The 19,204-nt window shown below is 60.8% G+C and carries 19 protein-coding genes; 3 read left to right on the forward strand and 16 right to left on the reverse strand.

Translation table 11 applies throughout. The features are described 5' to 3' along the window. Positions 1-122 precede the first annotated feature (122 nt). The 4 genes from ACT3TP_RS08205 to ACT3TP_RS08220 are packed head-to-tail and all read right to left on the reverse strand — an operon-like array spanning position 123 to position 4,291. Positions 123-1,124 carry a tyrosine recombinase XerC gene (locus tag ACT3TP_RS08205; RefSeq protein WP_444620343.1) on the reverse strand — a complete coding sequence of 334 codons (1,002 nt, stop codon included), beginning with the start codon at positions 1,122-1,124 and terminating at the stop codon, positions 123-125. Positions 1,125-1,129: 5 nt separating this feature from the next. Continuing rightward, positions 1,130-2,380 (reverse strand): DNA-processing protein DprA, encoded by a 1,251-nt coding sequence (gene dprA, locus ACT3TP_RS08210; protein WP_444615847.1) that lies wholly within the window; start codon positions 2,378-2,380, stop codon positions 1,130-1,132. A 10-nt stretch (positions 2,381-2,390) separates the two neighbouring features. After that, positions 2,391-3,932: a YifB family Mg chelatase-like AAA ATPase gene (locus ACT3TP_RS08215; RefSeq protein ID WP_105552022.1), complete on the reverse strand. Its 1,542-nt coding sequence runs from the start codon at positions 3,930-3,932 to the stop codon at positions 2,391-2,393. Further along, positions 3,929-4,291, reverse strand: a complete 363-nt coding sequence (locus ACT3TP_RS08220) for a YraN family protein (protein WP_105552021.1) — start codon at positions 4,289-4,291, stop codon at positions 3,929-3,931. The genes ACT3TP_RS08215 and ACT3TP_RS08220 overlap by 4 nt, the downstream gene beginning before the upstream one ends. Positions 4,292-5,321: 1,030 nt before the next feature. Between ACT3TP_RS08220 and ACT3TP_RS08225 the strand changes: the two genes are divergently transcribed. The 3 genes from ACT3TP_RS08225 (at position 5,322) to ACT3TP_RS08235 (ending at position 8,435) form a co-directional block, all read left to right on the forward strand. Further along, positions 5,322-6,590 (forward strand): quaternary amine ABC transporter ATP-binding protein, encoded by a 1,269-nt coding sequence (locus tag ACT3TP_RS08225; protein WP_105552020.1) that lies wholly within the window; start codon positions 5,322-5,324, stop codon positions 6,588-6,590. Further along, positions 6,590-7,486 (forward strand): ABC transporter permease, encoded by an 897-nt coding sequence (locus ACT3TP_RS08230; RefSeq protein WP_096287035.1) that lies wholly within the window; start codon positions 6,590-6,592, stop codon positions 7,484-7,486. Before ACT3TP_RS08225 ends, ACT3TP_RS08230 begins: the two co-directional genes overlap by 1 nt. Positions 7,487-7,550: 64 nt before the next feature. After that, the gene (locus tag ACT3TP_RS08235) at positions 7,551-8,435 is read left to right on the forward strand and encodes a glycine betaine ABC transporter substrate-binding protein (protein WP_105552469.1); all 885 of its coding nucleotides are present in this window, start codon (positions 7,551-7,553) and stop codon (positions 8,433-8,435) included. A 77-nt stretch (positions 8,436-8,512) separates the two neighbouring features. Here ACT3TP_RS08235 and ACT3TP_RS08240 read toward each other — a convergent pair whose 3' ends face one another. The 12 genes from ACT3TP_RS08240 to ACT3TP_RS08295 all read right to left on the reverse strand — a co-directional run bounded on the left by ACT3TP_RS08240 (position 8,513) and on the right by ACT3TP_RS08295 (position 19,145). Next, a complete protein-coding gene (locus tag ACT3TP_RS08240; RefSeq protein ID WP_096287037.1) occupies positions 8,513-8,833 on the reverse strand; it encodes a DUF2469 domain-containing protein in 321 nt (106 codons plus the stop codon). A gap of 16 nt (positions 8,834-8,849) precedes the next feature. Beyond that, positions 8,850-9,557 (reverse strand): ribonuclease HII, encoded by a 708-nt coding sequence (locus tag ACT3TP_RS08245; protein WP_444620345.1) that lies wholly within the window; start codon positions 9,555-9,557, stop codon positions 8,850-8,852. Between the two features lie 10 nt (positions 9,558-9,567). Beyond that, positions 9,568-10,272, reverse strand: a complete 705-nt coding sequence (lepB, locus tag ACT3TP_RS08250; RefSeq protein WP_255248458.1) for a signal peptidase I — start codon at positions 10,270-10,272, stop codon at positions 9,568-9,570. Between the two features lie 157 nt (positions 10,273-10,429). Further along, positions 10,430-10,978 (reverse strand): hypothetical protein, encoded by a 549-nt coding sequence (locus ACT3TP_RS08255; protein WP_444620347.1) that lies wholly within the window; start codon positions 10,976-10,978, stop codon positions 10,430-10,432. Between the two features lie 169 nt (positions 10,979-11,147). Beyond that, a complete protein-coding gene (locus ACT3TP_RS08260) occupies positions 11,148-13,472 on the reverse strand; it encodes a trypsin-like serine protease (RefSeq protein WP_444620349.1) in 2,325 nt (774 codons plus the stop codon). Between the two features lie 418 nt (positions 13,473-13,890). After that, positions 13,891-14,538: a signal peptidase I gene (gene lepB, locus ACT3TP_RS08265; RefSeq protein WP_444620351.1), complete on the reverse strand. Its 648-nt coding sequence runs from the start codon at positions 14,536-14,538 to the stop codon at positions 13,891-13,893. A 13-nt stretch (positions 14,539-14,551) separates the two neighbouring features. Beyond that, entirely contained in the window at positions 14,552-14,911 is a 360-nt protein-coding gene (rplS, locus tag ACT3TP_RS08270) for a 50S ribosomal protein L19 (RefSeq protein WP_096287846.1), read from the reverse strand. A gap of 235 nt (positions 14,912-15,146) precedes the next feature. Beyond that, positions 15,147-15,956, reverse strand: a complete 810-nt coding sequence (gene trmD / locus ACT3TP_RS08275; RefSeq protein WP_096287886.1) for a tRNA (guanosine(37)-N1)-methyltransferase TrmD — start codon at positions 15,954-15,956, stop codon at positions 15,147-15,149. A gap of 5 nt (positions 15,957-15,961) precedes the next feature. After that, positions 15,962-16,492 (reverse strand): ribosome maturation factor RimM, encoded by a 531-nt coding sequence (rimM, locus tag ACT3TP_RS08280; protein ID WP_096287848.1) that lies wholly within the window; start codon positions 16,490-16,492, stop codon positions 15,962-15,964. A gap of 155 nt (positions 16,493-16,647) precedes the next feature. Further along, positions 16,648-16,887, reverse strand: a complete 240-nt coding sequence (locus ACT3TP_RS08285; RefSeq protein ID WP_096287850.1) for an RNA-binding protein — start codon at positions 16,885-16,887, stop codon at positions 16,648-16,650. A 2-nt stretch (positions 16,888-16,889) separates the two neighbouring features. Then, positions 16,890-17,300: a 30S ribosomal protein S16 gene (gene rpsP / locus ACT3TP_RS08290; protein WP_096287852.1), complete on the reverse strand. Its 411-nt coding sequence runs from the start codon at positions 17,298-17,300 to the stop codon at positions 16,890-16,892. Between the two features lie 225 nt (positions 17,301-17,525). Further along, on the reverse strand, positions 17,526-19,145 hold the full coding sequence (locus ACT3TP_RS08295) for an HNH endonuclease signature motif containing protein (RefSeq protein WP_096287854.1): 1,620 nt from the start codon (positions 19,143-19,145) through the stop codon (positions 17,526-17,528). Positions 19,146-19,204: the final 59 nt, after the last annotated feature.

Below are 19,204 nucleotides of genomic sequence, written 5' to 3' on the forward strand. Positions count from 1 at the left end.
GATCGTCTTCCCCTACGTCAACTTCGTCGAAGTGCAATTCCTACCGACAAGTACCATTTTGCCCGAACTGCCGCGCTTTCGCCAGCTGTACCGGGAACTTCTCCTAGATTTCACCCAAATCATCAGGCACGCGGGTGCGCTTGCCGGTAACTCTGCCGCAGGCGCTCCACCGATACGTGGGTATATAGCTGCGTGGTTCCCAAAGATGAGTGCCCCAAGAACTCTTGCACGGCACGCAGATCTGCTCCGCCGTCGAGCAAATGCGTTGCCACGGTGTGCCGCAACGCGTGCGGTCCGCTCGCCGAGGTGTCCCCCAACGATTCAAGAGCCTGCGCGATTACCTGGCGGGCCTGGCGCACATTGAGCCTAGCCCCGCGGGCTCCGACCAGCAATGCGCCTTCGGCTTCGGGCAGTGCCAAGACGCGGCGGTGGTTTTTCAGCCAAGGTTCGATGACGCGCTCTGCAGGCTTGCCGAAGGGCACCACGCGTTCCTTATTGCCCTTACCTGTCACCCGCAAGGTGCGCCGTTCAAAATCAATGTCTGCAATGTCCAGGGACACCAGCTCGCTGATGCGCAGCCCCGAGGCGTAGAGCAAATCCGCGATCACCCGATCTCGGGCTGCGATCGCCTGGCGTTTTTGTTCCGCCTGCCTGTCGGCCTTGGTCTTGGGGATGTCCGAAGATTCTGCGGGCGGCTCCGGCGCTGGCCGGGAGAGCAACCGGTCGATCTGCCCGGACTGCAGCACATGCGGCAGGCGCTGCTCCTTCTTTGGGGCCACCAACCGAAGCGCCGGATCCTTGGCGACAATTTGGTGTTTGAGCGCCCAGGCAAAAAAATTTTTCACCGACGAGATACGCCGGGCGATGGTGGTGCGGGAAATTTGGGCCTCGTGCAGCTGAGCCAACCATTCGCGGAGCATCTCCACGCTCACCTCGTCCAACTGCCGGACCTTGCAATTTCCGGCCAGATGGCCAGCGACGAGGCGAAGGTCAACGCCATAAGCACGCAAGGTATTCTCGCTCCGGCCGCGTTCCAGGCGAAGATAATCCAGATAGTCGGCGATCGGCTCGGCAATGGCCGCCGGGATCTGTAGAGGTGCGGGGCTGGAAAGTTCGGGCTTCATCTCCTTCAATTTACCGCGTTCTTCGCCGAAACGGATCCGCGGCGCACCAACCGCCAGCGCGCCCCATTGGACTCGACCTTTCCGAGCCGTTCCAAGGCGCTCAGAGCACGCAGGGTGTCCAGAATCGGAATGCCACTCAGGGCCGAAATTTCATCCGGCACGTTTCCCTGCACAAAATTCATCACGTCGTAGATCATTGATTGCGGCTTGCTCAGCCCGTCGGTCGGCCGCGCGTCCTGGACATCCACGGTTTCTGGCACCGGCCGAGGTGGCTCGGATGGAACACCGATCAGCTCCAGCACATCTGCCGCGCTGGTCACCAGGGCTGCGGTACCGGCGGCGAGCAGTCGGTGGGTGCCGGCCGAATTTGGTGAATAGACACTGCCCGGAACCGCGGCGACATCCCGCCCCAGGTCCACCGCGTGACTGGCGGTGTTCAGCGCCCCGGACCGGTGCCGAGCCTCCGTAACTAGCGTAAGCCTACTGATCGCGGCGATTAATCTGTTGCGATTGAGGAATCTGAAGCGAGTGGGCGCGGTCCCCGGAGGCACCTCGGAGAGCAGCAACCCGGTGTCGATGATCTGCCCGAGCAACGTCTCGTTTCCCGCCGGATAGGGCTTATCCGCTCCCCCGGCCAGAATCGTGATCGTCGGATAGCTTGGCGCCTCCAGATCCGCGGCCGAGAGCGCCGCTCGGTGGGCGCTGGCGTCGATTCCGTAGGCGCCACCCGAGACAATGGTAAATCCGCGCAGGGCCAATTTGCGTGCCAGCTCGTAGGTGATCTGGTGTCCATAGTCGCTGGAGTCTCGTGAGCCGACAATCGAAATGCAGCGCTGCGCCTCCTGCACGGCCAGTAGCTGCGGACGCCTGGTGCGCCACCATAGGCACAGGGGCTTGCCCAGGCCGAGCTCATCGAGCTGGGCCGGCCAGGCTGCATCGGTCGGCGTGAGTAATCCGCCGTTGAGCGCAGAGATGCGGTCAAGTGCGTCCAACGGGTTGCTGAAGCCCAGGCGTTTGCGCCAGCGGGTGAGCGCCACCGGCAAGCTCAGCGTCCGGCTTCCCGATGCACCCTGCCCCAGCACCTCGGCCAAGGCAACTGCCAGCCCGCCAGGTACATGGTCTTCGCGGCGAATGAGCCGCACGAGTTCGGCCGGGCTCATCAGTTGCAGCAGTCCATTGCAGGCGTAGTCGTTTGGCTCAATTAGCGTGTTGAGTTCTGCGAGGCACAACTGCTCGGGAGTGTAGGAACAATGCATGACCGATCTCCTATCGGGGCTCGAGGTTTTGCCGAAAATGCAGTGCGGCGTCCAGATCGTCCACCGTCGGCTCTTGGTGTTCTTGCTGGTCGGCTATGGTCCACGCGACACGCAGCATGCGGTCCATGCCGCGGGCCGAAAGATCCGCCTGCTCCGAGATGAGTTCCAGCGCCCGCCGCGTGGCCTGCGGGTAGTGAAGTTCTCGGCGCAAGACCTTGGCCGATAGGCGTGCGTTGCAATTCAGCCCCCAAGGCTTGAGTCTTTCGGTGGCCCGCGCGCGGGCCTGCAGAACTCGTTCGCGGACCTGTGCGCTGGCTTCAACGGCATCCCGCCCGAGCAGCTGCTGGCCGGTGACCGCGTTCATGCGAACCTGGAGGTCGATGCGGTCCAGCAGGGGTCCGGAAAGCTTGGAGAAGTAGCGCCTCCGGGCGTTGGGGGTGCAGGTGCACGCGGTGCCGGTTCCAAAGTTGCGTCCGCAAGGACACGGGTTGGCGGCCAAGATCAGTTGGAAACGCGCAGGCAATTGTTGATGTCCGCTGGCTCGGGCGAGGTTGATCCGCCCTTCCTCGACCGGTTGGCGCAGCGCATCGAGCACACCGGCTTGAAATTCGGTGGCTTCGTCGAGGAACAATATTCCGGCATGGGCCCGGGTGATCGCACCGGGGCGAATGGCTCTGCTTCCGCCGCCGAGCAAGGCCGACGCCGAGGCGGTATGGTGTGGCGCGACGAAGGGAGGCGTTCGTTGAAGTTGCTTGATGCCGCCTTGCCCGCCGCGGGTAATCGAATGGATCGCCGTCGCTTCGAGCGAGTCGGGGTCATCGAGCGGCGGGAGGATGCCCGGCAGGCAGCGCGCCAGCATCGTCTTGCCCGCTCCGGCCGGTCCCACCATGATCAGATGGTGACCGCCCGCGGCTGCGATTTCCAAGGCCAGCTTGGCTTCGAGCTGGCCGTTGACCAGGCATAGATCTTGGGGTGGCTCATCGGCCGCGGGCACTTGTTCGGTGGGTTGGCGCCGATGCCGAAGGTAGGTGCGAATGCTTTCCACCGGTGCCCCGCAAAATTCCAGCACTTCTCCGAGATGCTCCGCCCCGGTAACCCGCATACCGGGGACGAGCGCTGCCTCCTGGGCGTTAGCGGCACTCACCACCACATGAGTGTAGCCAGCGCCGAGCGCAAACCGTACGGTGGGCAGCACCCCGGCCACCGGCCGCAAGGTACCGTCCAGGGCCAGCTCGGCTAAGAAGATCGTCCGTGCTGGCACGGACAGCTGGTTGTCCGCGGCCAAGGCCGCGATGACGATCGCCAAGTCGAAGCCCGAGCCGAATTTCGGCAGCGTCGCCGGGCTGAGATTCACCGTGAGCTTCCGGTTGGCCAGGGGAATCCCGCTGTTTCGGGCGGCGGCTTTGATTCGTTCGCGGGCCTCGTTCAGGGAGGCATCCGGCAGGCCCAGAATCAGGAATCCAGGAATGCCGTTGCCAAGGTCCGCCTCCACATCGATCAGCGCGGCTTGCACCCCGTGCAGCGCGACCGCACAGGTGCGTGCCACGCTCATGCCCGCACCTGCTGGTGATGTTCGCAGCTGAACCCCGCGGCCTTGGGGTAGACCTCCACGATGTCGATCCGCAAGATGCCGATGTAGCGTTGGCGGGCTTGGCTCCATTGGATCAGCAATCGTTGCAGGCGACGATATTTCGTCGGAGTAATCGCCTCGAAGCCGGTGCCATAGCGTATCGAGCTTCGGGTTTTCACTTCGACTGCCAGCACAAACCCGTCGGCGTCTGCCGCCACCAGATCGAGCTCCCCGGATTTGCAGCGCCAATTGCGATCGAGGATCGTATAACCCTGTGCGGTGAGGTAGTCGGCGGCGGCTTGTTCGCCTTGCGCACCGAGAACTTGGTGTTTGTTTTTCATGACGAAACTTTCATATAGGACTCATGACTTGTCATTCATCATGCGGGCGCACGGGTTCAACGCGTGTTGCCTGGCTACCAGTTGTGGAGAAACCGTGGATTCAGGAAAATCCAGTCATCGGAGGACCTCCCCGCCGAACCGATCTGCTGGTTGGATCCGTTTCCCACCGACGGCAATCCCTGATTGCGGGCGCGACAGCGAGCCAAAGGGGCCGCGGCACTCGGAGCATCGGACTATTCGCCACTTCTGGAGTCCTCGCAACTTGGTGAATCGAAATCATGATGGTGCGCAACTTTCATGGAATAACGACCAACCAGCGAATTCTTGAAACTCGCATCCCTTTGGATTCTCCATGGATTCTGAATTTGCCCACGGAGTTTTACGCATGCATAACTATCTATAAAACAGGCCTACTCAGCGTTGCTCTTGCTGATATTTGATAAATCCCCGTCTTCAATTTCGGTCGTTCGTCTACGAAGAATTGGGCGTTTGAAATACGGCGACCAAGAAACTTCGTTCCCGGAAATAATCTTCATGAATATTCAACTTGGCAAGATTTCCATTAACTCGGCACATTGCGCACCGGACCCGCGAAGCCGGAATTCTGCTTGCGTGCGGGCGCCGATTGAACCGCACTGTCCGGATTCAAGCGGCTCTATGGGTCAGCCGGAGATCGGATCGCTGACCAGGATTTTGACCCACCGTCTATAACAATTGGGTAACTTGCGATTCAGCGCCTAGAATCCGCGATAAGTTGAGGTTTTAGGAGCATGATATTGGAGGATTTTGCACTTAGCCAGAGAACAATTCTCCGGCAATTTGTTAGTGTGGATATCCGGTCTCGACATGCAGTTTGTGTCGACCAAGAATAAAAGAATCAAGGACCCTGCACGAGCTGGAGGTTTACTTCGGGCCGTGCAAGCAAGAAGCGAGTGCCAGCGATCTTTAGTTCGAGGATTCGACTGCTGCGACCGCGGCTTGTGGTCCCCAATCGGCCCGTGCCTTCACAGGTAGACGGGCAGTGGAGACAATGACCAGCAACATCGCCGTCAAGGTCGAGAACTTGTATAAGGTCTTCGGTCGCAAACCGCAGGAAGCGGTGAAGAAGCTCAAAGCCGGTACGAAGCGGCAAGATCTGCCTGCATCGAACACCGCAGCCGTTATCGATGCCTCCTTTGAAGTTAAAGAAGGCGAAATTTTTGTCGTCATGGGCCTCTCCGGCTCGGGCAAATCCACGCTGATCCGCACGCTGAACGGCTTGTGGGACGCTACCTCGGGGCAGATCACCGTCGGGGAAGACAAGATCACCGGGATGTCGGCCGCGAAGCTGCGCGAGGTGCGGCGAAAACGTGTCTCTATGGTTTTCCAGCACTTCGCCTTGCTGCCGCACCGTTCCGTATTGGCCAATGTGGCCTACCCGCTCGAGCAGCAGGGCGTGGGCCGGGCCCAGCGGCTGTCCACCGCCGCGAAAACCTTGGATCTGGTCGGCTTGACCGGCTGGGGCGACAAGATGCCCAGCGAACTATCCGGTGGCATGCAGCAGCGCGTGGGCATCGCCCGGGCGCTGGCGGCAGACACCGAACTGCTGCTTATGGACGAGGCGTTCTCCGCCCTTGACCCGCTGATCCGCCGCGAGATGCAAGAACAGCTGGTTCAGCTGCAAGCCAAGCTCGGTAAGACGATCGTGTTCATCACCCACGATTTGAATGAGGCGATGTTCCTCGGGGACCGGATCGCGGTGATGCGCGACGGGCAGATCGTCCAGGTGGGCACCCCGGAGGAAATCCTGATGGATCCGGCCAACGACTACGTGGCCCAGTTCGTGCAGGATGTGGACCGCGCCCGTGTGCTGACCGCCTCCTCGGTGCTCGAGCCGACTAGGGCGGTCATCCAGGAGACGGCCGGGCCGCGCAACGCCCTGCGCACCATGCACGAGATGTTCCTCTCCGCGGCGATCGTCACCGACCGGGACCGCAAGGTGCTGGGGATGATCACCGACCGCGACGCGCTGAAGCTGGTCCGCCAGGGCGAGACTTCCATCGCCTCGAAGATCCAGCCGCTGGAATCGGTGAACCGCGACACGCAGCTGATCGACCTGTTCGTTCCCTCGGTGGAGTCCCCCTTGCCGGTGACCGTCACCGATAGCGAGAACCGCTTGCTGGGAGTGATCCCGCGGGTGACGCTGCTGGCGGCCCTGGCTTCCACTGCCCCACCGACCGAAGAAATGACGGTGCTGGATCAACCGCTGCCGGGCAATGTTGTCAGCGCGGCCCTGCAGGGCGCCGGGGAGGAAAACTAATGAACGACTTCATTATTCCGGTTGGAGATACCGCCGAAAAGGGCGTCAACTGGGTCGTAGACAATCTGGGCCCGTTCTTCGATTTTCTGCGCGCGATCTTCGTGGAGATGTATGACGGGGTCTATTACGTGCTGGGCACTCCGCACTTCTCGATCATCATCGCGTTGGTGGCACTCATTGCGCTCTTCGCCCGCGGCTGGCAGTTCATGCTCGGCGCGGCGCTCGGGCTGGTCTTGATCGTGGGCATGGACCAATGGGATAACGCCATGATCACTCTGGCTCTAGTACTCGTGGCAACCTTCTGGGCGCTGTTGATCTCGCTGCCGCTGGGGATTTGGGCGGCCAAGTCGCAGACCTTCTCGCAGATCGTCCGGCCATTTTTGGACTTCCTGCAGACCATGCCGGCCTTCGTCTACTTGATTCCGGCGCTGATGCTCTTCCGCGTCGGCGTGGCCCCGGGCATCGTGGCCACGATCGCCTTCGCGTTGGCCCCCGGCGTGCGCTTCACCGAACTGGGCATCCGCTCGGTGGATCGGGAAGTGGTCGAGGCCGGCCAGGCCTTCGGCTCCTCCCCCGGGCGCATCCTGCGCCAGATCCAACTTCCACTAGCCCTGCCGACCATCATGGCCGGCGTCAACCAGGTCATCATGCTTTCGCTGTCCATGGTCGTGATCGCCGGCATGGTCGGTGCCGGCGGCCTAGGCGGCGACGTGATCGCCTCGCTGGGCCGGCTGGATACCGCACTGGGCGTCGAGGCAGGACTGGGCGTGGTGATCCTCGCGATGATCCTGGATCGGTTGACCAATGCCTTCGGACGGCAGTCCGGGCTCTTCACCTGGTTCGCCAAGCGCCGCAAGGCCGCAGCCAAGGCGAAGGAACAAGAACTCGCGGCCTGAACCCCGTGCTGAATCACCAATGAATCCGGCGGAATTGACCGCCACACCGAAAGGAAACACGATCATGAAACGCAATTACTTCAAAGTTGGAGCGGTTCTCGCCGCCAGCGCCCTGGCGTTGACCGCCTGCGGCAACGATGGCGGAAACGAAGCCGCCGGAGAAGACAAGAAGCTGAATATCGCGGTCTTCAACGGCTGGGATGAAGGCATTGCCAGCAGCGAGCTGTGGAAGGCGGTGCTGGAGGAAAAGGGCTACGAGGTCGAGCTGACCAACTCCGACGTCGCTCCCCTCTTTGAGGGACTGTCCTCGGGCGACTACGACCTGACCACCGACGTGTGGCTGCCGGTCACGCACGCCTCCTACCTGGAAGACTACGGCGACGAGATCGAGGATCTGGGCGCATGGAACACCGAGTCGCGGCTGACCGTAGCCGTCAACGAGGACGCGCCGATCGATTCACTGGACGAGTTGGCGGCGAACGCGGACAAGTTCAACAACCGCATCGTGGGCATCGAGCCCGGTGCCGGATTGACCGAGGCCATGAACGAGGCGGCCATCCCGGAGTACGGTCTGGACGATATGGAATTCCTGACCAGCTCCACCGCCGCGATGCTCACCGAGCTGGAGACCGCGACAAATAACGGCGAGAACATCGTGGTCACCCTCTGGGAGCCACACTGGGCGAACGCCGCATTCCCGGTGAAGAACCTGGAAGACCCGAAGGGCTCCCTGGGTGACGCCGAAGGCATTCACACCTTCAGCCGCACCGGCTTCGCCGACGACCACGCCGAGGTAGCCAAGTGGATGGGCGACTTCAAGATGGATCTGGAGACCCTCTACGATCTGGAGAACCTGCTGTTCGTCGAGAACGACACCGACGACTACCAGCCGCTGGTCAAGCAGTGGATGGAAGAGAACCGCGAGTTCGTCGACGGCATGACCGACTAGTCACTAGCGTAAGCACTTGAGCACGCGGAAGGCTCCCAACCAGTTGCTGGTTGGGAGCCTTCGTGCGTTCGGTGCGTTTAGCCCTGCAATCCTTCTTTGGGGATCTGCAGTTCGTCGCGGTTCAGTTCCTCGACGTTCACATCCTTGAAGGTCAGTACCTTCACGGTCTTCACGAAGCGGCCCTGGCGGTAGATATCCCAGACCCAGGCGTCGGTGAGGTTCAGCTCGAAGTACACCTCGCCGGAATCGGTCAGGGTCTTCACATCGACCTGATTCGCCAGATAAAAGCGGCGTTCGGTTTCCACCACATAGTTAAACAGCCCCACCACGGCCTTGTACTCGCGGTACAGCTGTAATTCGAGGTCTGATTCGTAGTTTTCGAGGTCTTCGGCAGCCATGGTTCGTCCTTTGTCTCTAGGTTTTACCTTGGGCCTTTTCGGGCTTGGAAGTCAAGTTCCAACTTTTCCGGTGCAGGTTGCAGGGGCCAAGTTTTTCGATTGCCGCCCGATGCGTGGCGGTGGCATAGCCCTTGTTGATTTCCCAGCCGAAGGCCGGATACTCGGTGGCGGCCTGGACCATGATCCCGTCGCGCTCCACCTTCGCCAGGATCGAGGCGCCGGCGATCGCCTGGCAGGTCATATCTCCCTTGATGATCGTGCGCACCGGAATGTGCAGCCCCACCGGTTCGCGCTCATCGTCCAGCAGGTCGAAAAGATCCTGCTCCGGAGCGGTGAGCCAGTCGTAGCTGCCGTCCAAGAGGATCGCCTCGGGGGCCACGGCGCTCTGTGCGACGGCGCGGGTGCCGGCCAGGCGCAGCGCCCCGGTGACCCCGAGCTGATCGATCTCCGCGGCGCTGGCATGCCCCACGCCGTAGCCGAGCGCCCATTCGCGCACCGGGGTCACAAGTTCTTCGCGGCGCGCGGGGGTGAGCAGCTTCGAATCGCGCAGTTCGGGGAATTCGGTCACCTGCTGCATGTCGATGACGCTGACGCCCACCGTGATGGGGCCGGCCAAGGCGCCGCGGCCCACCTCATCCGCCGCGCCGATGAAGCGCACGCCGTGCTCGGCCGCCAAGGCCCGTTCGTGCTCCAGGGTCGTGGGCTGTGCCTTAGTCGTGGCCATGGGCCGGGGCCTAGTTGCTGCCTGCGTCAGGGACGTTGGCGAAGACTTCTTCGTGGGTGTCGATCCCGCCGAGTCGGTTCAGCGGCCAGGAGATGACCGAGGCGCGGCCCTGGACGGACTCCAGGTCCACGAAGCCGCCCTGGACATCGACGTGGAAGCGCGAGTCGGCGCTGGCGCCGCGGTGATCACCCATGACCCAGACCTTTCCCTCCGGAACCGTCACCTGGAACTTGATGTCGCTCGGTGCGTCGCCCGCGAAGATGTACGATTCGTCGATGGGTTCGCCGTTGATGGTGAGCTTGCCATCGGAGCTGCAGCACTCGACGGTGTCCCCCGGCATGCCGATGATGCGCTTGACCAAGTACTGCTCGTCGGCGGCCGGCAGGATGCCAACCCAGGACAGTGCGTTCTCCAAGGCAGTCGGGTCGTTTTCCAGCGGCGGCAGCCACTGCAGGTCGTCGCGGAAGACCACCACGTCGCCGCGTTCGAGGTCGAACGGGCCGGGAGTCATCAGGTTGGCGAAGATGCGGTCGTTGATCTGCAGCGTATTCTCCATCGACCCCGAGGGGATGTAGTACGCGCGGAAGAAGAACGTCTTGATGAGCAAGGAGAGCGCAATAGCGATGACGAGAATGATCAGCACTTCTCGTACAAATCGCCAAAGCCGGTACAACGGGCCCCGCGCTGGGGGTACTTCTGCGGATTCGGCGCTCACGTTCGGTTTCTTACCTTTCACTGTCATGCAATACTTCTCATCTTACTTGGCGCGCAGGTCATTGCGCCGGAGGCCAGCTCAGCGCGTAAAAATCGCGGCTTAACGTGCAAGGCCGGCCAAGCATCAGATGTGCTTGGCCGACCTTTTCCACTACCGGCTAGTTGGCTCGGGTGGCGATGCCGCCGCTCTTCTGGAATTCGACCGGGACGCCACCCAGTGGCTTCTCCGCTTCCAGCAGGGTCTTGATTTCCTCCAGGTGGCTGGAATCCACCGACAGGGTCAGTCCACCGATTTTCGGGTTCAGGGTGTAGCCGTGGATCGAAACGTTCAGCGGGGATTCCAGCCCTGCCTGCCACTTCATCACGTCCTTGATGGCCTGGCGAAGGTCGTCGGCGGAGTAATCCACCAGGTGCGGCTGCGCACCGGCTTCCTCGATGGCCTTCATCTGGCTCTCGTCGGTGGTCGACACGTTGAGCTTGCCGTCTTCGATCCAGCCCTGCACATAGTCCTCCCCCAAGGTGGCGGACAATGCGTCATTGGTTTCTAGCAGTGCGTTTTGGTCCACAACATTCTCGCTGCCGGTAGGTTCACTAGTTCCCTCGCCGCTGGTGGACGCCTGCCCGCAACCGGAGAGCATGAGCCCTGCGACGACTGCGGTGGATGCCAGTGCAAGTGAACGACGAGCTGATGGGGATTTGTAGAACATGGTACTACCGCCTCAAGGTCATTAGGATCACCTAGGAAGATGATAACTGGGCTTCTGCAAAGTATTCGGTGAGGCACATGTGTGCCAAGTGAAAGTGCCCCGCTACCGTTGCCGGTAGCGGGGCACTTTCGGGTCGCGGCCGAAGCTACAACCGTTTAGGGATTATCCCTTAGCTGTGGCGACGGTTTCCGCGGCGGAACAGCAGGAACATTGCGCCTACGAGAGCCAGGGCTCCACCGGCGGCGATCAGCGGAACGGTGCTGGAACCGGTATCGGCCAGCGGGTCCTTCTGCTCAGGCGACTTGGTTGGAGTCTGGTCATCCTTTGGAGCCTCGGTAGGCTCTTCGGAATCGTCCTCGGTTGGAGTTGCCGATTCGGTTGGCTTCTCCGTTGGAGTTGCCGACTCGGTTGGAGTAGCCGATTCAGTTGGCTTCTCCGTTGGAGTAGCCGACTCGGTTGGCTCCTCGGTAGGAGTAGCCGATTCGGTTGGCTCCTCAGTTGGAGTAGCCGACTCGGTAGGTTCCTCAGTTGGAGTAGCCGTTGGCTCCTCAGTTGGAGTAGCCGACTCGGTAGGTTCCTCAGTTGGAGTAGCCGTTGGCTCCTCAGTTGGAGTAGCAGACTCGGTAGGTTCCTCAGTTGGAGTAGCCGTTGGCTCCTCGGTAGGAGTAGCCGACTCGGTAGGTTCCTCAGTTGGAGTAGCCGTTGGCTCCTCGGTAGGAGTCGCGGTTGGCTCCTCAGTAGGAGTTGGAGTTGGAGTCGGAGTTGGCTCCGGCGCCGCAACGAGTACCGAACCAGTTGCATTGCCCGACTTGTTGAAGCCGTTCACTGCGGTCATGCGGAAGCTGAACTCGCCTTCTTCTGCAGGTGCGACGAAGGAGAAGGTTCCGTCTGCCTTGACATCAGCAAGCTTGTACAGTTCGCCGTCGACAACGATACGGACCTGGGTGCCTGCCGAAGCGCCTTCAACCTTACCGGTGATGGTTGCTCCCGGCTTGACCTCAGCGCCAGTTGCTGGCGAGGTCTGAGCTGGTGCCTCCACTAAGAACTTCACTTGGTAGTCGGCAACGCCTGAAATGCGCTCCTGTGCATCAACTAAACCAGTGTAGAAGGCAAGGTCATCGGCAGTGTCTTCCAGACCATCTTCGCCACCGGAGTTCGCCGAGTTGATACCGACTGCTTTGTTGCCGATGAGCACGGCACCACCCGAGTCACCCTGGTCCAAAACACTCTGGTTCGGGTTTGGCGCGGTGTAGCCCCAGACAGCGCGGACGTCATCATCGTAGCCACCTACGAAGAACAAGCCCTCACCAATGATTTCTGAGCAGCTCCATCCGGTAGTGCGTCCCGAGGAACAAGCCTGGGCACCAACAGTAGCGGTCGCTACTCCAGTAACCTGAATGGTGCTTTCACGCTCGTCCTGGTTCGCTGGCCATTCCGAAACCTGGTCATGCAACATCAGATCGGGGTTGATCGCGTCAATAACGGCAATGTCGGTACCAAGCTCCGGCTTCTCCGGAACACCTGGCGTGCCGGAATTGTTCGGGCCACCGAATTGGCTGAAGCCAAACGTGCCAAGCTTGTTGCTAATACCCTCGATCTGATCCGGGTCGCCATGCTCAACTACGTAGGTGTCGGTCATTGCACCGTCTTGCGTGCAGTGTCCCGCAGTGATAATCGCGTCAGCGCCTGATGGGTTCCAAGCATTGAAGCCTACAGAGCAAAGGAATGTCGGATCCTGCCCTGATGGAGCGATTCCGTATCCCATTCCACCGTAGATATCTTCGATGGCGCTGGCGCTTGCTTTGCCTTCACCCTCAGTCTCCACCAGGTCGACGCCGGCTTGTGCGGCGAATGCATCCAAAGTGAGCTTGTTCTTGACTGCAGACTTCGAAGCGCGTGGGCTGGCCGACTTGTCCTGCTGAGAGGACTTTCCGTTCATCTTCGTTGGACCTTCATTGCTGGCAATGCCACCCGCAATGATCTGAAGCCCTTCTTCGGTGTCCAAGATAGCCGTCAGTTGTTCAACTTCTTCAGGCTGAACCTTCTCAACTACCTCGGAGTACAGCTCGTTGACACTAGTTATCTTTGGGACAGTAACTAGCTCGGCTTCGAGGGGGGCGGCGGATGATGCAATTACATCCTTCGTCTTCTTCGCGTCCTTTGCGGCAACCTTGAACTCGGCCTTGCCGTCTTTGACGCTGGCCTTGACCTTTACGCCTTCGGCTTCAAGTTTCTTGGTGACCTCGGCAACGGTGTCGTTTGCCTTTGCATCTTCAAGGTACTTCTCTGGCGACTTGTTCAAGTCGCGCTCGATTGCTTCGTCCAAGCCCTTGGTGTCAACTGCAACATCCGAGGCCGATGGCGTAGCGCTTGGGCTCTGCGACGGTGCCGGAGTGCTTTCAGCCTTATCGGCTGCAACTGCGGGAGCAATGAAGCTACCGCCAACCACCAGTGCGGTGGCCGCGGCAGCGACGATGCCACGCTGCGCAGTCATGTTCTTTGGTTTTGGCATTAATGCTTCTCCCAGTTAAGTGGTGCGATCGCTTGAAGGTCGCGACCCGGTCTGGGCGCACTTCAGAGCAGTGTGTTGTTACCAAATTGAAACAATATCGGTTTTACAGAGGGAGTTTCAAGGAGCGAGTCCAACAAACGGAGATATTCACGCGAACATTTACCCTTGTCATTCCATCACCGAAGGATCTTGTCTCGAATCGATGCCGAACCAGGGAAATAGTTTAAGATTGCAGTTCGGTTACTTATCGCTAGTCAGCTAAGTGCGACCTGAGAATTCGCAATGAATTCTCAGCCACACCAGAAAAGCTTGTATTTTCAAGCATTTATCATTTGGGGATATTCGCGCTGAGTGAAAAGTTTTTAAAGTTTTTCGCCAACTCGGGGATGTTGCGGGCTTATTACTCGATGCCGGTGCGCTGATCCAGCGGCCAAACAATCTGCGTGGCCTTGCCGACGACCCGGTCAACACTGATCATCCCGCCGCCACTGGATCCGAGGAGGGCTCTGGAATCTTCAGACCTTGACCGGTGATCGCCCATGACCCACAATCGACCCTCCGGGACGACCCCCGAGAAATCTTGTTCGCTGGCCGCATCTCCTGCATATATATAGGGCTCGTCTGCCGGCACACCGTTGATGCTGAGCTTCCCATCCACACCGCAGCACTCTACCGAGTCGCCGCCGACGGCAATCACGCGTTTAATATAGGTATTTTCGGTTCCACTGAGGCGCAGCGCGCCGAGCAGGTCATCGGCGAAGGATGCGCGGGCATATGGAAGAAATGAGCCGCGGCCGTCGAAGACGATCACATCCCCGCGTTGCGGATCGGCGCCGGCATAGGCGCGACGGTCGACCAGGACGCTTTGCCCCGGATTGAGGGTGCTCTGCATGGAGATGGACTCGATGCGGTAGACATCCAGCACCAGTGCGCGGATGAATAGGGTGGTGATAAGGCCACAGATAACGGCGAGAACAACGAAGCGCCAGACCCAAAACCAGGTCCGGCGCTTCGTGATTGCTCGCTCAGGGCTAGCAATCTCGTTCATCAGAGAACAGAGATTACTTCTTGCCGCTGAAGTCGCGCTTCTCGCGGATACGTGCAGCCTTGCCGTGACGATCGCGCATGTAGTAAAGCTTTGCACGACGCACGTCGCCCTTGGTCACTACCTCAATCTTGTCGATGATTGGGGAGTGGACTGGGAAGGTACGCTCAACACCGGTACCGAAGGAAACCTTACGCACGGTGAAGGTCTCGCCCAGGCCGGAGCCGTGGCGACCAAGGACGTAGCCCTGGAAAACCTGAACACGCGAGTTCTTACCTTCGATGATGTTGACGTGAACCTTCAGGGTGTCACCCGGAGCGAAGGCTGGAACGTCGGAGCGCAGCGAAGCTGCATCTACTGAGTCAAGAATATGCATTGTGCATCCTCTAGGATCAATGCCACAGGTCACCGAATCCTCGTAGCGGAGCCCATCGACCGATAAGGCGATCTCTCCGAAACGTGTTACCACCGGCAGCCTGTCGCTGCCGATGCGGCGGTTTTCCCGTGTCCCTCATCCCCCTGTGGCAGGAGTAGGACAAAAACACACCAAGAAACAATTTTGCCATATTCTGCCTAGGGGCGCGAGCACGCGCACCCGGCTCGATGGTGATCTAGGACTCTTTAGCCCAGTCCAGCTCCGATTTTGCGATGATTTCACCGTCGACGACGGCGAATCCGGAGTGCCAGAGCGCGTCGCGGTCCTTGCGGTTCAGCTTGCTCGCATCGAGCAGTTGAATGAGATCCGGGCGGCGGGTGGCGGTGCGGCGAATCTGTTCGTCGCGGCGGAAGCGCGCCACTCGCGCGTGGTTGCCGCCGAGTAATACCTCCGGCACCTCGCGGCCGCGCCAAGCGGCAGGCTTGGTGTATACCGGGTATTCGAGCAGCACATCCGAGTGGGATTCTTCAACCAGGGATTCCGGGTTGCCGATCACTCCCGGGATGAGTCGGGCAATGGCCTCAACCATGACCATCACCGCTACTTCTCCCCCATTGAGCACGTAGTCCCCGATGCTGACGGGAATGACGGTGAAGTTCTCGTGCGCGTATTCGATGACGCGCTCGTCGATTCCTTCGTAGCGGCCGCAAGCGAAGACCAAGTGCTCTTCTTCTGCGAGGTCATAGGCCATCTGCTGGTCGAATACTGCTCCGGCCGGGGAAGGAACGATCAAGATTGGCTTGCGATCCGCCGGGGCCGAGGCACGCACGGTGTCCAGCGCCTGGCCCCAGGGCTCAGGCATCATCACCATGCCGGCGCCGCCGCCAAATGGCGTGTCGTCGACCTTGTGGTGGCGGTCGGTGGTGAAATCACGCAGGTTGGTGACGTTCAAGTTGAGGATGCCGCCCTCGCGGGCGCGGCCAATCAGCGATAGATCCAGCGGTGCTAGGTACTCCGGGAAGATGGAGACTACGTCGATGCGCATCATGCTTACTTTTCTTCCTCGGAATCGTCCTGGTTCAGCTGCAGCAGCCCGGATGGCGGGGTAATGGTCAGCGTGCCGGCTTCCAGATCAACGTCGGGGACAAATTCGTCCACGAACGGCAGGTAGATCTCCTCGCCATTGTTGTCCTCGAAGACCAAGAGGTCTTGTGCCGGGTTGGTGCGCAGCGCGGTGATCACACCGACCTGCGTGCCTTCGTGCATCACCTTCAGATCGAGTAGCTCATGCTCGTACCATTCGTCCGATTCGCTTTCTTCCTCGCCGGTGACCTCGATTTCGAGGCGGGCCTGGCGCAGGGTTTCTGCGGTGTTGCGGTCCTTGATTTCTTCGAAGGCGACCAAAAGAATGGTTTTGTTCCAGCGCGACTTGCTGACGGTCAAGGTTTTGACCGGACCGTCGATGACGTGGAGCACCTCTCCGGGTGCGAAACGCTCATCTGGGACGTCGGTGAGGACCTGAACGGTCACTTCGCCACGGATTCCGTGGGGCTTGCCGATACGTGCTACCTGCAATCGCATAATCTGGTGATCATTCTCCTTGGATTCACGGGACGGTGCCACGCGCTGTGGTGCCAAAAGCTGGCGGGTGAAACACGAGAAGGAGTTTCCGCCCTGTTGAGCGGAAACTCCTTCTGTGGTGAGATCAGCTTGCGCCTGACCTCAAAGTTGCTTGGCTAGCGGCTACGATCGGTGTCGATTACATCAACACGAATCGGCTCCTTAGCCAACGCTGCCATCACGGTACGCAGTGCCCGTGCGGTACGTCCCTGGCGACCGATCACACGACCGAGATCATCCGGGTGCACCCGCACTTCGAGCAGGTCGCCGCGGCGGTGGGACTTCAGGGCAACCCTGACGTCTTCCGGTTCCTCGACTACCCCGCGAACCAAATGGTCCAGCGCATCGGCGAGCATGATTACTCGGCCTCGGTGGCTTCAGCTTCTGCCGGCTCGGCAGCTGGCTTCTCAGCCTTCTTGGTGATGGCCTCCTTGAGGATCACCGAACCCTTATCAGGAGCAACGAATGCTGGCTTAGGCTCGGCAACCTGGTAGGTGCCTTCCTGGCCTTCGATGCCCTTGAACTTCTGCCAGTCACCGGTGATCTTCAGCAGTGCGTGTACCTGCTCGGTTGGCTGAGCGCCAACGGACAGCCAGTACTGTGCACGATCCGAATCGATCTCGATAACCGATGGGTTCTCGGTTGGGTGGTACTTGCCGATCTCCTCGATGGCACGGCCATCGCGCTTGGCGCGCGAGTCCATAACAACAACGCGGTAGAAAGGTGCGCGCATCTTACCGAAGCGCTTCAGACGAATCTTTACGGCCACTTTAGTGGTCTCCTGTTTCTCAACATGGGCGAGCCAAACGTTTCGCGCCTGTGGGGCAGGCCGTACTAGTTCAACTCTAAAAAAGGACAGGATCTATCACGGAGAGAGGGTCCACAATAAATCGAGTACCTTCCAATCATGCCAGAGACTCACAAGCGATACCAACTCAATCTTTGTGGGATGCGCTACTGAGCCGGTATCTCCCGGGCTCCGGGCAGGCTCGCGTCAGGCGACGGCGGAGAAGTAGTTATTGCGCCGCGGTATTTGCGCCGGGTCCAGATATTTGGGCAGCAGGATGTGCGGCAGGCCATCGACCATGACAATTCTCAGCAATCTTCGATGGATTGCCGTATGGTGCTGCCGGCAGAGCACCGCGCAGTTTTCCACGCAGGTCTTTCCGCCGCGTTCCCACCAGTTGCAATGATGGTATTCGAGCATTTCATGCGGGGCCGTGCATCCGGGCACGATGCACCCGCGGTCCCGGGCGAAGGCCGCTCGCTTGATCGGCTCCGGGAAGAGCCGTTGGGATCTGCCCACATCGAGCACCTGGCCCTTGCCGCCGAAGACGATCGGGATGATGTGGGCATCGCAGAGGAGCTGGCGAAGCTCGCCGGGCTCAAGTTCCACACCGTGTGCGGTCAGCCCCTTGGCCTGGGCCAGATCTTCGAGGTTCTGCGCCTGCATGTTCACCAGGATCTGCGGGGTAACGGTCTTGGCGCCCGGTGCCGAGTGGGTCAAGGCGGCGAGCAGCGCGTTCAGGCGGCGCTGGGCCACCGTGGCTTGATCCGCTTCGGCTGCATGATCCGCGGGCTCTGCTGGCGCCTCCGGGCCGGGAGCGAGATTTCCGTCGGTGTCCGGTGCGCAGGATTCTTGCTCATCCGGGATCTGCGCCCACGCGGGGGCGGGCCGGTCGCTGTCGAACAGCGACTCGGGGGCCGGCGCCGGTTGCTTGGCGGCGCGCGCCGCCTTGCCGCTTCGCGTGCGCGGGTTGTCCGCCTGTCCGACAAATGAGCGGAATTGCTCGGCTTGGGCTCCCTTGACGCGCACCAGGTAGGTATCCACCCCGTTGCGGGTGCCGCGGCTGAAGAACCCGCATTCGGGCTCGGCGGCCGGTTCGTGGGATTTGCGGTAGCCGGCCAGCAGGTCCGAGAATTTCTTGTCCCCGGTGGCCAGGTCTTCTTCGGTGAGCAGCTTGACCGCGTGCGCCTGCATCGGCCGGCCGTCGTGGTGCGTTGCCACCGGGTCCAGTGGTGCGCCCTGGAAGCTGGTATCTGCCGGTTCCAGCTGCTCCAGGCTGCGGGCGGTTTTCGCGACACGTCGTGGGTCGAGGCTTTCATGCGCCGAATGCAGCGTTGCGAGTTCTGCGAAGCGCGGCGAGAGTGCGCTGCCGTCCATATTGCGCCGGGCCACCAGCAGGTGGGCGTCGCGCACCCGCCGGTCCGCCTCGTGGAATTCCAGCCCGAGCCAGCCGGCGGTGAACTCGGCGGCATTCCGGTAGAGGGTGCGACCGGATTCCTGGCGTGCCGGGCGGGAATAATCTGCCCGCTGGTCACGCACCGCGCTCAGCTCTTCTTCGGCGAGCAGATGCGCGCCGGTTCCCTCGCAGTGGGCCGCCGAGCGAAGTTGCTCGCGCACGGCGTAGCGGAAGATGTTTTCGATGCACAGCGCGTGGGCGGCGGCCACCCGCGGGTCCGTTGAGTCGCGCAGCCGCGCCGAAAGCTTCTGCAGTACCTCCAGGCACAGCTCCATGACCTCAAGGAGCACGGCGATGGCGCCTTGCGGGATGCTCCCGGTCACGAATTCACGCAGTCCGGTCAGTCCGGCCGCTAGCTGGGAAATACTCATGCAGCCATCATCACGCCGTTTCCGGGCGTGCGCGGCCGGCACCGACGGGCTGTGGAGAA

The organism is Glutamicibacter sp. AOP38-B1-38 (assembly GCF_052377485.1).
In the GTDB taxonomy this organism is placed as follows: Bacteria; Actinomycetota; Actinomycetes; order Actinomycetales; family Micrococcaceae; genus Glutamicibacter.

Bases quoted from the DNA above. Each gene is read 5' to 3' on its own strand.
- ACT3TP_RS08245 (WP_444620345.1), bottom strand. From the start codon at position 9,557: ATGGCCACGACTAAGGCACAGCCCACGACCCTGGAGCACGAACGGGCC.
- rplS (WP_096287846.1), bottom strand. From the start codon at position 14,911: ATGCATATTCTTGACTCAGTAGATGCAGCTTCGCTGCGCTCCGACGTT.
- ACT3TP_RS08295 (WP_096287854.1), bottom strand. From the start codon at position 19,145: ATGAGTATTTCCCAGCTAGCGGCCGGACTGACCGGACTGCGTGAATTC.
- ACT3TP_RS08205 (WP_444620343.1), bottom strand. From the start codon at position 1,124: ATGAAGCCCGAACTTTCCAGCCCCGCACCTCTACAGATCCCGGCGGCC.
- lepB (WP_444620351.1), bottom strand. From the start codon at position 14,538: ATGAACGAGATTGCTAGCCCTGAGCGAGCAATCACGAAGCGCCGGACC.
- trmD (WP_096287886.1), bottom strand. From the start codon at position 15,956: ATGCGCATCGACGTAGTCTCCATCTTCCCGGAGTACCTAGCACCGCTG.
- ACT3TP_RS08285 (WP_096287850.1), bottom strand. From the start codon at position 16,887: ATGCTCGCCGATGCGCTGGACCATTTGGTTCGCGGGGTAGTCGAGGAA.
- ACT3TP_RS08215 (WP_105552022.1), bottom strand. From the start codon at position 3,932: ATGAGCGTGGCACGCACCTGTGCGGTCGCGCTGCACGGGGTGCAAGCC.
- ACT3TP_RS08220 (WP_105552021.1), bottom strand. From the start codon at position 4,291: ATGAAAAACAAACACCAAGTTCTCGGTGCGCAAGGCGAACAAGCCGCC.
- rimM (WP_096287848.1), bottom strand. From the start codon at position 16,492: ATGCGATTGCAGGTAGCACGTATCGGCAAGCCCCACGGAATCCGTGGC.
- ACT3TP_RS08240 (WP_096287037.1), bottom strand. From the start codon at position 8,833: ATGGCTGCCGAAGACCTCGAAAACTACGAATCAGACCTCGAATTACAG.
- ACT3TP_RS08235 (WP_105552469.1), top strand. From the start codon at position 7,551: ATGAAACGCAATTACTTCAAAGTTGGAGCGGTTCTCGCCGCCAGCGCC.
- dprA (WP_444615847.1), bottom strand. From the start codon at position 2,380: ATGCATTGTTCCTACACTCCCGAGCAGTTGTGCCTCGCAGAACTCAAC.
- ACT3TP_RS08225 (WP_105552020.1), top strand. From the start codon at position 5,322: ATGACCAGCAACATCGCCGTCAAGGTCGAGAACTTGTATAAGGTCTTC.
- ACT3TP_RS08255 (WP_444620347.1), bottom strand. From the start codon at position 10,978: ATGTTCTACAAATCCCCATCAGCTCGTCGTTCACTTGCACTGGCATCC.
- ACT3TP_RS08230 (WP_096287035.1), top strand. From the start codon at position 6,590: ATGAACGACTTCATTATTCCGGTTGGAGATACCGCCGAAAAGGGCGTC.
- ACT3TP_RS08260 (WP_444620349.1), bottom strand. From the start codon at position 13,472: ATGACTGCGCAGCGTGGCATCGTCGCTGCCGCGGCCACCGCACTGGTG.